The sequence below is a fragment of the Allobosea sp. P4_C6 genome (genome assembly GCF_056402015.1).
Window position 1 is genome coordinate 1 of the sequence record NZ_JBFUIF010000068.1, and the last position, 12521, is coordinate 12521.

The 12521-nt window shown below is 64.9% G+C and carries 13 protein-coding genes and 1 pseudogene; 3 read left to right on the top strand and 11 right to left on the bottom strand.

From position 1 onward, the window contains the following. Window positions 1–295, bottom strand: a pseudogene (locus AC1DVA_RS24560) (carbohydrate ABC transporter substrate-binding protein); the annotation flags it as partial. A gap of 140 nt (window positions 296–435) precedes the next feature. Here AC1DVA_RS24560 and AC1DVA_RS24565 point away from each other — a divergent pair. Continuing rightward, on the top strand, window positions 436–1194 hold the full coding sequence (locus AC1DVA_RS24565) for an SDR family NAD(P)-dependent oxidoreductase (RefSeq protein WP_265055480.1): 759 nt from the start codon (window positions 436–438) through the stop codon (window positions 1192–1194). 257 nt (window positions 1195–1451) lie between these two features. Here the strand turns inward: AC1DVA_RS24565 and AC1DVA_RS24570 are convergent, their stop codons facing one another. The 7 genes from AC1DVA_RS24570 to AC1DVA_RS24600 form a co-directional block, all read right to left on the bottom strand. Further along, on the bottom strand, window positions 1452–2051 hold the full coding sequence (locus tag AC1DVA_RS24570; protein WP_476807594.1) for a LysE family translocator: 600 nt from the start codon (window positions 2049–2051) through the stop codon (window positions 1452–1454). A gap of 70 nt (window positions 2052–2121) precedes the next feature. Next, window positions 2122–2376: a hypothetical protein gene (locus tag AC1DVA_RS24575; protein WP_476807595.1), complete on the bottom strand. Its 255-nt coding sequence runs from the start codon at window positions 2374–2376 to the stop codon at window positions 2122–2124. Further along, window positions 2373–2675 (bottom strand): hypothetical protein, encoded by a 303-nt coding sequence (locus AC1DVA_RS24580; protein ID WP_476807596.1) that lies wholly within the window; start codon window positions 2673–2675, stop codon window positions 2373–2375. Before AC1DVA_RS24580 ends, AC1DVA_RS24575 begins: the two co-directional genes overlap by 4 nt. 281 nt (window positions 2676–2956) lie before the next feature. Further along, window positions 2957–5080, bottom strand: a complete 2124-nt coding sequence (locus tag AC1DVA_RS24585) for a S8/S53 family peptidase (RefSeq protein WP_476807597.1) — start codon at window positions 5078–5080, stop codon at window positions 2957–2959. A gap of 27 nt (window positions 5081–5107) precedes the next feature. Next, the gene (locus AC1DVA_RS24590) at window positions 5108–6262 is read right to left on the bottom strand and encodes a phosphatase PAP2 family protein (RefSeq protein ID WP_476807598.1); all 1155 of its coding nucleotides are present in this window, start codon (window positions 6260–6262) and stop codon (window positions 5108–5110) included. A gap of 17 nt (window positions 6263–6279) precedes the next feature. Then, on the bottom strand, window positions 6280–7923 hold the full coding sequence (locus tag AC1DVA_RS24595; protein ID WP_476807599.1) for a hypothetical protein: 1644 nt from the start codon (window positions 7921–7923) through the stop codon (window positions 6280–6282). Further along, window positions 7904–8137 carry a hypothetical protein gene (locus AC1DVA_RS24600; protein WP_265055473.1) on the bottom strand — a complete coding sequence of 78 codons (234 nt, stop codon included), beginning with the start codon at window positions 8135–8137 and terminating at the stop codon, window positions 7904–7906. Before AC1DVA_RS24600 ends, AC1DVA_RS24595 begins: the two co-directional genes overlap by 20 nt. A gap of 141 nt (window positions 8138–8278) precedes the next feature. Here AC1DVA_RS24600 and AC1DVA_RS24605 point away from each other — a divergent pair, with 141 nt between their 5' ends. Next, a complete protein-coding gene (locus AC1DVA_RS24605) occupies window positions 8279–8893 on the top strand; it encodes a helix-turn-helix transcriptional regulator (protein WP_265055472.1) in 615 nt (204 codons plus the stop codon). 316 nt (window positions 8894–9209) lie between these two features. Here AC1DVA_RS24605 and AC1DVA_RS24610 read toward each other — a convergent pair whose 3' ends face one another. The 3 genes from AC1DVA_RS24610 to AC1DVA_RS24620 form a co-directional block, all read right to left on the bottom strand. Then, window positions 9210–9623 (bottom strand): cyclophilin-like fold protein, encoded by a 414-nt coding sequence (locus tag AC1DVA_RS24610; RefSeq protein ID WP_265055471.1) that lies wholly within the window; start codon window positions 9621–9623, stop codon window positions 9210–9212. 127 nt (window positions 9624–9750) lie between these two features. Beyond that, a complete protein-coding gene (locus tag AC1DVA_RS24615) occupies window positions 9751–10848 on the bottom strand; it encodes an alpha/beta hydrolase (RefSeq protein WP_476807600.1) in 1098 nt (365 codons plus the stop codon). Window positions 10849–10871: 23 nt separating this feature from the next. Beyond that, on the bottom strand, window positions 10872–12056 hold the full coding sequence (locus AC1DVA_RS24620) for an MFS transporter (RefSeq protein WP_476807601.1): 1185 nt from the start codon (window positions 12054–12056) through the stop codon (window positions 10872–10874). A gap of 122 nt (window positions 12057–12178) precedes the next feature. On the opposite strand from AC1DVA_RS24620, the gene AC1DVA_RS24625 reads away from it, so the two are divergent. After that, the coding region (locus AC1DVA_RS24625) for a LysR family transcriptional regulator (RefSeq protein WP_476807602.1) at window positions 12179–12521 on the top strand (343 nt) is incomplete at its 3' end.

Consider the following 12521-nt stretch of genomic DNA (forward strand, 5'->3'; position numbering starts at 1 on the left):
CCTCCACTTGCGTCCTCAGCACGCCGCCGGCCCAGGAATATAGGATGTGGGGCCGATCGCGCGATTGCAGCACGGTCGGAAGCTTGGCCTTGTAGGCCTCGTTTTCAAGGAACTGCATCTCGACTTTGACGCCGGCATTCTTGGCCTCGAAGCGCCGGGCGACCTCCTCCCAGATCTTCACCTGGGCCGGGTTCTGCTCGATGTGGAGCCAGCGGATGGTGGTCTGTGCGGCAGCGGCGCCGACAGTGAGCGTCAATCCTGCAGCAGCAAGCGCCAACTTCGTGAGAAATCGCATTGCATCCTCCCTGGTCCCGTCTGATGCGGGTTGATCTCAAGCTATCTCAGATCCTGAGGTGCGCAACTCAAAAAATGCGCTATAGAGTTTGGCGGCGCCACACCGACCACTGGTCGGCGCAGCAGAGTCCGGAGCATGCCATGGCCGCCGTTTACTCAGACCTTGCCGGCAGGGTCGTTCTTGTGACCGGCGGCGCCTCCGGGATCGGCGCGGCAATCTCCCGGGCCTTCGCCGCGCAAGGATCGACCGTCATCCTGTTCGACATTCTGCGCGACGCCGGCGAGGCGCTCGCGCAAGAGCTCCGGGAGAGTGGGGGATCTGTACATTTCCATAAGGTGGATCTGCGGGATATCCGCGCTCTCCAGGCCGGCATCGAGGCGTCACGACGTCGCCACGGCCCGACCGAGATCCTCGTCAACAACGCCGCCCATGACGAGCGCCATGCGACCGACGACGTCACGCCCGAGTACTGGGACGAGCGCATCGCTGTGAACCTGAAGCACCAGTTCTTCGCCGCGCAGGCGGTGCTGCCGGAGATGAAGGCTGCCAACGGCGGCGTCATCATCAATTTCGGCTCCACCTCATGGATGGCCGGTCAGGGCGGAATGGCGGCGTATACGGCGAGCAAGTCGGGCGTCATCGGACTGACGCGCTCGCTGGCGCGGGACTACGGCCCCTTCAACGTTCGCGTGAACGCGATCGCGCCGGGCTGGATCATGACGGAGCGACAGATCGAGAAATGGCTGACGCCTGAAGGCGAGGCCGAGCTGATGCGCCGGCAATGCCTGAAGCGCAGGCTGGTCCCGGACGAACTGGCTAGGTTCACGGTCTTCTTAGCCTCGGACGAAGCCTCGGCTTGCACCGCACAGCACTATGTCGTCGATGGTGGCTGGGTCTAGATTTCCGATGCCGTCAAACGTCGACATTTCGCCTACTGCCATCTGAGCCAGATGACTGATCCGCTCCCGGCTCGCGTGTCTTGGCTCAGCCCACGGCGGCCGTGACGATCTCGGCGTATTTTTCTAATTCGCGTGCGCTTTGCGGCAGCGGCTAACGTCAGGAAATGGCGCTACGCCGCCGTCGTGTTTGGCTAAAGGATCCTCCGGCGTCATGAAACACCTAATCTCGGCCCGCTGAGTATAAAACAAGTCCGCATCTAAAGAGCCGCACAAACCACGTAGATCGCATAAGCGGTCATCGAAATCGAGACCGCCAACTTTAGGCTAAACTGCATCATCAGGTTGATCTTAAACCGCGAAATCCTGCCGAGGCAGATTCCCACCAGCGAGAACCAGCTCGCGGCCATGACGAATACAACCGCTGGCGCCATCCACGCGGCGGAGTGGAACGCTTGATGCGCGACGAAGAAGCTGAGGAAGAACGGGATTGTCATGGGATTGGACAGGGAGGAGACGATGCCGAGTCCGAAGGCCTTGGAAATTCGCGGCGCCGTGTCGCCGTTGAACTCGGCTCGGGTCGGACGCGTGCGGCGCATCAGGCGGATCGCGGAGCGGACGAGGATCGCGGCAAGCAGGAACGCGAACGGCCCGCGGAGCTGGTCGGCCCAGACGACGAGAAGCGAGCCCTGATAGGCGATCATAGCAGCCAGGGTCGCACCGCATGCGATGCCGAAAGCGGCCGCGAGCGTTCGTTGCATCGAGGCCGCAAGACTGACGCGAAGCATCACAAGCAGGTTGGGGCCCGGTGAAGCCAAAACCAGCGCGTAGGGAACGGCGAGCGACGTGACCAGAAGCATCATTGAATCCGYGTCCCAGTTGAACATCGGGGTTCCGCGCGATCGGCGGCGGTCGGGAGGTGCTGGCCGCCTATTGCGGATGCCGGATCGCGGCCCGGCGCTCGCGAAGGCAGGCACCGAAGCGCACCACGTTCAGCGGCAGGAGCGCGCAATGGAGCAGGAGGACCGGCATCAGGCCGAGCAGGGCGCCAGAGGTGATGAAAAGCAGATTGGCGGTGATCGCAGCCGCGCGAAGCGGCGCCATGCGCTTGCAGCAGAAGGCGATGACCGTCGCGAAGGCGGCGGCAAACCCGACCAGATCCAGAAACGCGGAAGGCGTGGTCACGGCTGGTGTCTCTGGTCGACGAGGGTGTCGAGCAGGATCGCGTACAGTGCCGAGATCCGACCTGCGTCGCCGTGGGAGCAGCGATGGCCCATGATTTCAATCAGGTTGTTCACGGCCGCTGTATCGTCGGCGTCAAGAAGTCCATGGTCGTTCAGGCGCCCGACCGTGGCCCGAACCTGCTTGCTCCAACTTTTGCAGGCCGCGACCTGAAGGTCGCTTGGGGCCGATGACGGACTTTGCGCTCRTGTGGCGTGACCGGCCAGTGCCAGCAGCAAGAGAACGATAGCTGTCGTACGCATCGTAGAACTCCCGAATAAGAGAGGAGGCACTCGGACTGTGCCGGGGGCCTGGGGCTCGGACCGCGATGCGATAGGAGGGAACGCGTCAATGACGGCGATGGAAGCTGGCGAGCGAAGCAGCGGTGCGTCGCTTACGAGCCATCGTGCCATGCGCTAACTTCAAACTTTCCTGCCGCAGCGGCAGGGTGATCTAACTCGCGATTGKCAGCGGAAGCGCGTGAGGAAAGCGTGAGTTTGGCGGGAGCGGCCGGCGGCGAAGAGCGATGAACCCGTGCTATCGATTAGCTCAGGCGCGTCGTTCTCTCGTCGAGCTCGATTGGGCCAGACGGAAACGTCAGCGGGACGGGCTGGGCCGGCATCGGGTTTTGCGACAGGTGTTGAACTGCGATCCAGCGCGAAATCTGCGGGGCCGCCATGCTCGTTCCCGACAGTCTCGCCGTGCTTCCGCTGCGTGTCCCGGCGGCGAGCACGCCGCGCAACGCCGTGGAATCGTCCGAAGCCGCCGACATGCGGACGTCTCCGGGGCCGGCGGATGAACCGGGCCTGCGCCGTCGCCCGGCACCGGCATACTCCGTCGCCCGGCCGGTATCGCCGTAATAGCCGCTGACGACAGTTACATGCGCGTGCGTGGCGATGCCGTTCAATGTGCCCAGCCGCCGCACGAACGCCGGTGCCGGGTTGTCCACCCGCGCGGGCGCCCCGTCTTCGGTGAAACGCGCATCCAGCGGATCATCGAAATAGCTCTGGCGAGCGCCACTCGCATAACCGAACGGATCGAAATCGCGCTGGATGCGGCAGCCCACCGGAGCGTTCAGATCGGCGCCCCCAACCTTGGCCAAGCCGATCGTCCATCGGCCGGCCGGGGCTGCGGACAGGCTGGCATCGTCGGGCTCGGTGGGAGCGAGCGCAATCAGAATTCGGGTCCAATGAGCGTTGTAGGCAGCGATCACGACGCCGCCGACGCGTTGCTCGCCGCAGAAAACGTCGCTCGATAAGGCGGGCGCGTCGCCTTGCTGATCCGCCRCCGCGCAATCCGCGAGCAGCGTCGCGCCCGTCAAGGACGAGGCGCCGTCCGGATCTGTGATCGACAGCTGGAAACGGGTTGCGCCGGTCGCCTTCGGCAACCAGAGCTCGAGATAGCTCGATGTACGATCATTGGGTTGCAGGCACCAGGCGATCGCATGTGCCTCGCCGGTGTTCATCCGGTCCGCGGAAATTTCTCCGTTCAACCGCTCGGCAAAGCTGTTGCCGGCCGGCATGACGAGCGTCGTCGGCTTTCCCTGCGCCTGCCGTGCTTCGATCATTCGCGACATCGCAATTTCGAGCGCGTCGGTGCCATCGTGCGGGCCGCCGGTGTATCCGTAGCTGAGGTTGACGATCAGCGGCAGCGATGCAGCTTCATCGCCAGGATGAGTCGCGGCAAACCGGTCGGCCCGGTCGAAGATGTAGTGCAGGGCGCTGAGGATGAACGCGTCCTTGCGATATCCCGAGGTATCCGCAGTGACCGCGGCCGGCAGCTGGACCGCGATGATGCGCAGCAGGTCGAGATCAACCCCGCCATCGTCGGGCCTGCGGCCGGCTGCCGCGTCGAGAACATGCGCACCGTGGCTGGCGGCGTGATTGATCGTTGCAATACGCCGCGCGCCCTGTTCGACGGCACCCGCCCTGAGATAGATCGCATCCTCGTCCGGTCCGTGTGCGCGCACGAGTTCGTCGATCGCGCCGCGCGTGAACTCGCGGCCGAACGGGACATGGCCGCTCGGGTTCGCCTCCGCCGATTGCAGCCAGCAGAACTCGACGCGCGAGCCGTCGCCATCGGCGACCCGGAGGTTGCGATGGGCGAACGGAATGCCGTCGTCGATCACTGCCACGATCACCGCCTTGCCGCCCGCAGCCAGCTTGGCGAGCAGGCCGGGATCGGCCGCGTAGGACAGCGTGCCGGCTACGTCGTCTTGCACGCTGTGGGCCAGCATCGGCGGGCCGAGCGCGAATGACGGCTCGCCCTCGGCCCCATTCGCCGCCGAGGCGCGACGAACCGGCTGGCTCAGTGCGTCGAGCGCCCTGCCGATGCGCGAGATGTCGAATTCGTCGCGTTCGCCGCCTTGGAAATCCAGCACGACCGGCCAGAAGGTTGCCTGGTCCGTCGTCGAAAGATCACCCCAAACCAGGGGACGTCGAAGCTTTGCGACCAGCGGCTCGCCACGGCTCGCGGTTCTGGTCTCGATCCCATCGGCGAAATCACGGAGTTGTGCGCCCGGCGGAAGACGGACGATGGCGCTGACGAAGCGTGTGTCGGCGGGCGGCACCTCCGGATTGGAATAGGCGGCGCCGGCCCCGTAGGTCCATTCCTCATAGGCGCCCGTCAGCTGCGGGCGACGCTCCGATCCCGGCTGGTCTGGCGACATGATCCGAGCGCTCCCGCGACTGCAACGTCAGAGTTTGAACTCGTTCAGGGCCTTGCCCCAGAGCCAGGCGAACAGCGGACTGCTCGGGAGAGGATTGCCCGAGGCCGCCCRCAGCAGTCCCTTCGCCGCGGGATCGCCGATGCCGCCAGTTATGCGTGGGAGGAAGTCGGCGAGCAGGAAGTCGGCGTCCTTGGCCTCGTAGGTCCGGGGTGTGACGTCGCCACCCTGGCATTTGGCCAGTATAATTTGGCCGACCGCCTCGCCGAGCGCGGCGCCGGCCCAGCTGTCGATTGGATAATGGACGCCTGCGACGGTCCGATTGACTGCGATCCTTTCCGCCTGCTTGTAGAGCAGTCTGATCAGCCGCCCGCTTTGGGGAAAGTGGTGCTCGGCCGGCGGCTTGGCATCCAGTTTCCTGAGCAGGCCTTCCAGCACGGTCGCGACCGCGAAGGCCTCCGCCGCATGGGCGCTCGGAAAGGTCCCATGCGCCGGCGTCGGGATCATCGCCATCGTCGTCGCACCGAGACGGTCGGGCCGCCGACAGGCAAGATGATGCTTGGCGACCATCGCCACATGCGAGGTGACGACCTGCGTGATGCCGATGAGTTCAAAGGTCGACTTGTTGGCATCGGCGTTCAGTCCGAGTACGCTGGCGAAATAATCGACGGGATAACCGACCTGCGTGAGGATCTCCGGCGCCCTGTCGGCGCGCTGGTCGGCATAGGCGCGGATGTGGCGAAGCTGCCGCCGAAAGAGATCGACGCTCGGTCGTTGCAGGGTGACGAGCGGCTTTGGACCATAGGTCATCTCGATCCCGTTGAAGGCTTCCGTTCCAGCCGCACTTCGCCGCTTGCTGGGAGTCCAGTCGAGGCGCTTCAGAACGTCGCTGAGATAAAGCGAGGCGCGCACCCATGCGGCCCAGCTGTCCATGTTCGCGGCCGGCCCGACCGGAAGCTCGGCATAGCTGCCCTCTGCCGAGTTGCCCGTATCGTCGACGCCGCCGATATGACCGATCGCCTGGGCGTTGATGGTCAAACCCTGGGCCAGAAGCGGATTGGCACCGCCGCCCGGAACGAAGGGACCGACGCCCGTCGCGCCTATGCCTCCTACACCACCTATGCCTCCAATTCCACCGATGCCGCCTATCCCGCCGATTCCACCGATACCGCCTGCACTCGACATGTCGTTCCCCGGATCTTCTAGGAAAGCCCGGCGGCGGCGAGAGCCGCCACCGCCTTGCGGCCGAATTTCGAATTCGAGGCCGGATGGCTGCGGAGATAGCCGTCGATCGTGAAATCGGGCACGTGCCGCCGCAGCTGCTGCCCTGCGGCCTTCAATTCGTCGCCACGATCGAGATTATGCAGCGCGATGATCTTGGCCCGCAGCGTCGAGACATGGCGATCGTTGAGCATTAGCGAAGATTCCGCCAGCTCCAGCGCGCGCTCGTAGGCGCCTGCCGACAGATACGCGGTCGCGCTCAGGGACTCGTAGAAGTATCGGAACGGGTCGATCGGCGAGAGCCGTCTTGCCCGCTCGACGGACCGGATCGCCTCCGGCCCCTCGTCGCGGAAGGCGTGCAGCGCGCCGCGCAACAGCAGGGACAGGGCCTCGTTGGGATTGATCGCCAGTGCAGTCGCGTAGCGCTGCTCTGCGACGTCGAGCCGCTTCAGGAGATTGTTCTGCGCGAGCCCGTCGATGGTTAGGCAGAAGGCGTTGTCGGGCGAAAGATCGAGCGCCCGGGCGGTACAGTCGATCCCATGCTGCGTTTCCGCAGCTGTATCGGTACTCCAACCGTTGAAGACGCTGAGGAAATACCACTTGCCGAGCCAGGCATGGGTCTCGGCGACATAAGGCGCGCGCCGCAGCGCTTCCTCCAGCAACTCGCGCGCACGCGCCAGGTCGTGAAGCGTCGACCGGTTCATCAGGCGCACGCCGGCGATGACGAGGCGGTGGTCCTCCACATCGGCCAGATGGCGGCCCGCGACGTGGTTGAGCGCTTCGTCGGCGATGGCGGCACYGATTGAGCCGACGATCGCCGCGATGCCGTCCTCGGCAGCCTGGAAGAAGCTGTCGATCGGATTGCTCGTCTGGCGCGTCCACAGGATGCGTCCGGAGCGCACGTCGATGAAATCGGCATCCAGCACGAGTTGCCCTCCCGACCGCCGAAGGCTCCCGGCAACGCAGAAATCGACGCGCAGCGACGAGCGGACCTGCGCGATGTCGATACCGGTCCGCGCAAGCTCGCGGCAGGACAGGTGCGAGATCACCGAGAGCAGTCGCGAGCGGCTGAGCGACCGGCAGATTTCCTCCGCCAGCCAATCGCTGATGGTCGCGTCGGCGACGTCGTTGCCGACGGCGCGGAAGGGCAGGACGGCGATGGCGGGAAGCACCGATGCGCCAGCGGCGCTCGACGCCAGGGTGAACAGGCCGTCGAGCTGCCGCGGATTCTGGCGGATGCCGGACAGCCATTGTCCGAAGCCGGCCTCCTTGATGTCCAGGCCTTCCAGAAACGCGCCTTGGCCGGACCGTCCGAGGAAGGTGACGCGCGAGAGATCCAGCGAAACCTCTGAGTTGGTGCTCGTCAGGAGATCCCCGAAGCTGTCGCCCATGACGGCCTTGATGTCGGCGAGCGCGCGACGAAGGCTTTGGCGCCCCGTGTCGTAGCAGGCCACCCCCCAGAGCGTTTCCTGCAGGAACGACCGCGTGCGACGGCCAAACGGCGCGGTCGCAAGCAGAACGAACAGAGCCTTGTGCTTGGCGCCGGTGATCTCGAACCCCTCGGCCACGCTCGACCTAACCGAGCACGCGCCGAAGAGATTGATCTCAAGAAGCCTGCTGTCCATGACGAAGCTTGCCGTCCATGACGCAGCGTCCCGCGCTGCAATCAAAGATTAGCAACCTCCCGCGACGCACCACAATGCGCTTCACGGTTTTTTCACGCGCCAGCGGCCGCGGCGGCCGAATAAGCTGCGAGTTGTGGCTGGCGAAGAAAACGCAATGACTAAAAAACCCCTCGGAGTCGAACTTATGCCCATCAGGGATTTGGCGGATTTCCATTTGAGATGGTCGGAATTTCGGGAGGCCGCCGTGAAGGCCTCGCGCTCAACGGCACTCGTTTCACAGGAGCGCGAAACCATTCTCTGGCTGATCCGCATGGCAGACAGGATCGGCGACCGGGATCTAACGCGAGAATAGCTGATGTCGTTCGCATTGCAGGCTACCGGCTCCGCGCGGCCCCATCCCTCCTGGGGCATCGAGCATCACGGGCTTGATGCGCTGGATTGCGGCGCCAAAGCTTTCCTGGTCATCGACGCCGATCTGCAAATCCGTTTCGGCAACAGCGCCGGCGTGGCGCTTGCTCGCGAGGGCCTTGGATCGGCGAAGCGCTTTGTCTCGACCGACCGGAATTTTGCCGCCCGACTGCAGACCTGGCTCAGGCGCTGCTGCAAGGGCACGACCGGCGACGCCGCACGGCTGCCGCTGGCGATGATGGACGGGCGGCAGGTCGCGGTCGACGCCGTGCATCTGGGCGGCCTCGGCCTGGATCTTTTCGTCCTCACCGTGGACGATCCCTATCGGGCTATCGCTCGCAATCTCTCCGAGATCGGTCGGGCATTCTGCCTGACCGCTGCCGAGGCGCGCATGCTGGCGCTCGTGGTCGAGGGCCTCGACACGATCCTGGCGGCCAAACGCATGGGCATCGCGACGACGACGGCACGAACCCATCTTCAAAGGATTTTTTCGAAAACCGGCACGGCCCGGCAGAGCCAGCTCGTCAGCTTCGTCGCGACTTATGTTCCGTACGGCGCCTGAGCTCCACTGTAATCCATACCAACCAGCCATCCGGCTAAGCGCGCTGGTCCAGACGTGATAGCGCTCGTACCTCAGTTTTGAGGAGCTCGCTCCATCTTCCCTCGCTGATGAAAACGGCTGCCTCTACTGATGCGCCTAGCATCGGTGCCAAGGCGCACGCGCATTGCAGCCGTCGTGAAATCAGTCGCGGTACCCCCCTTGTTGTACCCTGTTGTATGTCCGCTTCTTGGCAAGGCACGAACGTCCGGAAGTGGCGCAAGGCTGACTGGGAGGAGGCAGCTGAAGCTTGGTTGTAACCAGCCGCAGCGAGTTGCCGTTAATCCGCGCGCTCAACCCGGACCGAAACTGGTCCCTCTCGATCGAAGAGCGAGGCGCCGCCCGTCACCTCGCCGAGGATGACGATGCCCGGCTGCGGGACCTGACCGTCGCGGTAGTACACGACGAAATGGTCGGGGCCCCAAAGTCCGATCGTGCCGTTCTTGAAAGCCCGCTGCCGCGCTGCGGGTGGCAGGCCAGACGGAAGGCTTCCCGTTTTCTCCTGCCGAAGATGGTCCGTCATGGGGATGATCAGGGGCAGCATGCCAAGCAGTGCTTTGGATGCGGCGTTGTCGGCGAGCACGGCGGTCACGGCCCCCCACTCCGACGAGATCTTGATGCGTTCCTGAGCCATGGCTGCTCCGATCGTTCCTAGGAATATCGCGCTGGCGATCGCAATGGTCCTGAGCGGCATTGTCCGGTGCTCCCCAATGATTGTCGTTCCCCGATGCCCGCCGGGTCCAGGGGCGGGGCTCGGCCCCGCGAGCGTTCGGGCCGACGTCGGAGGGCAGGCGGCCCGAACGCTTCGTGTCGGGTCGCAATCAGGCGACGAGATGCCGGTCGAAGAAGCTCGCCAGCTTGTCGAACGGGATCGCGTCCGGCTTGTCGTAGAGGTCGACGTGGCTGGCGCCGGTGATGATCATGAGCTCCTTCGGCTCTGCCGCGGCCGCATAGGCGGTCTCGGCGAAGTACCTGGAATGCGCCTTCTCGCCGTGGACGAACAGGACGGGTCGCGGCGCGATCTCCTTGATGTAGGTGAGAATCGGCATGTTCATGAAAGACAGCGGCGTGGTCTGGGTCCAGGAGTTGCCGGAGTTCACCGCCCGCGGGTGATAGCCCCGCGGGGTGCGATAATAGTCGTGGTAGTCGATCATGAACTGCGCTTCGCCGCCCTTGCGATCGTTATAGGGCGGCTGGTAGGCCGGCGTGCCCTTGGCCGCGTCCTCCCAGCGCTGCCGGCTGAGCTGTTCCAGCGTCTTCGCCCGCTGTTCGAGCGTCACGCTGTCGTTGTACCCTTTCGACATGACGCGGGTCATGTCGTACATCGTGCTCGCGACCACGGCCTTGACCCGCTTGTCGACCGCGACGGCGTTCAACGCCATCCCGCCCCAGCCGCAGATGCCGATGACGCCAATGCGCTCGCGGTCCACCATCGGCTGCAGGCCGAGGAAGTCCACGGCCGCGCTGAAGTCCTCAGTGTTGATGTCCGGCGACGCGACGTTGCGCGGCTCGCCGGTACTCTCGCCCGTGAACGACCCGTCGAAGGCCAGCGTAGCGAAGCCGCGCTCGGCCATGGTCTGGGCATAGAGACCCGACGACTGCTCCTTCACCGCGCCGAAGGGTCCGCCGACCGCGATCGCCGCAAGCCATCCATCGCCGCGAGTCTTGGGCAGGTAGAAGTCGCCCGAGAGGGTGAAGCCGTAGCGGTTCTTGAAGGTCATCTTGCGGTGGTCGACCTTCTCGCTGCGAGGAAAGGTCTTGTCCCAGCTGGCCGAGGGGGCCTGTGTCTGCGCCTCGGCGTTCGGGCGGAGTGAGGCGGCGGCGGCGATCGCCACGCCCACGCCCGTCAGCTTCATGAGGCCGCGACGGTCCAGTCGAGCAGATCGATCATTCCGGGATGCTGTGTGTTCGTGGGTCATGGCATGCTCCCTTGCGGTTGAGGTCAGTTCGGCTTGAGAAGGGATCGGCCGCGGCCGATCAGCAGGACGGCCACGGCAGCGAGTGCGACGCTTCCTGCGAAGGTCGCGGCGATCGAAAGACTGTCGAGCAGGATGCCCCCGAGGACCGCGCCCAGCAGGATCGAGGCCTGGATCGCGGCCACCATCAGGCTGCCGGCGGCTTCCGGGGCATCGTCGACGGTCCGGGACATCCAGGTCATCCAGATCACCGACATCGCGGTGTTCATCGCCCCCCAGATCGCCAGGAACATGCCCGCAGCGACGACCGAACTGCCCAATAGCAGCAGGCCGAGCGTGCATCCGCCCATGACGAGGGCGGGAAGCCTGAGCCAGGGCGCGATGCTGCCGGTAAAGAACCGACCGGCCCCCCAGGTGCCGGCGAATCCGGCGCAACCCAGCAGGAGCAGCAGCATGGAGAGGACGGCGACGTCGGCGCCGGTGACCTGCTCCAGGAAGGGGCGCAGATAGGTGAACATGGTGAAAGCCGAGCCCCAGGACAGCATGGCGGCGATGAGGCCGAGCCGGAAATGTGGTCGCGCAAGCAAGCCAATCATGCCGCGGAAGTCCTGCCGGCCGCGGGCGGGGAGAGAAGGCAGCGAGACCACGTGCCAGGCGAGATTGACGGCGACGATCGGGACCAGCATCCAGAAGACGGCGCGCCAGCCGAGCAGGCCGCCGAAATAGCTGCCGATCGGTGCGGCGAAGGCGGCCGCGATCGCTTGGCCGCCATACATGAGAGCCAGCGCCCGCGGCATGTCGGCGGCGGGGACCAGCCGCATGATGACGGCCGTGGCCAGCGCCCAGAAGCCGCCGATGCAGATGCCCAGCAGCGCGCGGCCCAGCATCAGCATGGCGAAGTTCGGAGCGGCCGCGACCAGAACGAGCGACAGCAGCATGAGCGCCGTCATCGCAACCAGCACCCATTTGCGATCGAGCCGACCGGCCACGGTCGTGACGAGCATGCTCGCAGCAATCGCGAAAAGCCCGCTCACCGAGATCGCCTGCCCGGTCTGGCCCTCGGTCGCGTTCAACCCGGCCGCCATCGGCGTAAGCAGGCTGACCGGCATAAACTCCGAGGCGATGAGCATCGCGACGCAAAGCGCCATCGATAGGACGGCACCCCAGGCGGCGGTGGGCCTGCCCTCGTTCATGGTCGTAACGGCTGCCATCGCAAGCGCCTCCCGTATCGATGGAAACGATCTAGCAGTTCCGGTATCCTTCTATTAGCCGTCGCAAACAGATTAAACTGATCGAACAGGTCGAATAATAGATTCGTGCGTGAGGGACCCTTATGTCGATCGGCGACCTGAACAGGCTTCGATGGTTCCAGCTCGTGGCGGAGGAGCGCAGCTTTACGCGCGCTGCTGCCCGGCTCGGCGTGGCCCAGTCAACGCTCAGCCACTCCATCAAGCAGCTCGAAGCACAAATTGGCATCCGGCTATTGACGCGGACAACGCGCAATGTGGCGCTGACCGAGGCGGGCGAGCGGCTCTTGCAGACGATCGCGCCACGCCTGATGGAGATCGACGACGAGATCGTCGCGCTGTCCGCGTTTCGCGACAAGCCCTCCGGCTCGATCAGGCTGACGCTATCGGATCACGCCCTGGATCGCGTCGTCTGGCCGAAGCTCAAGC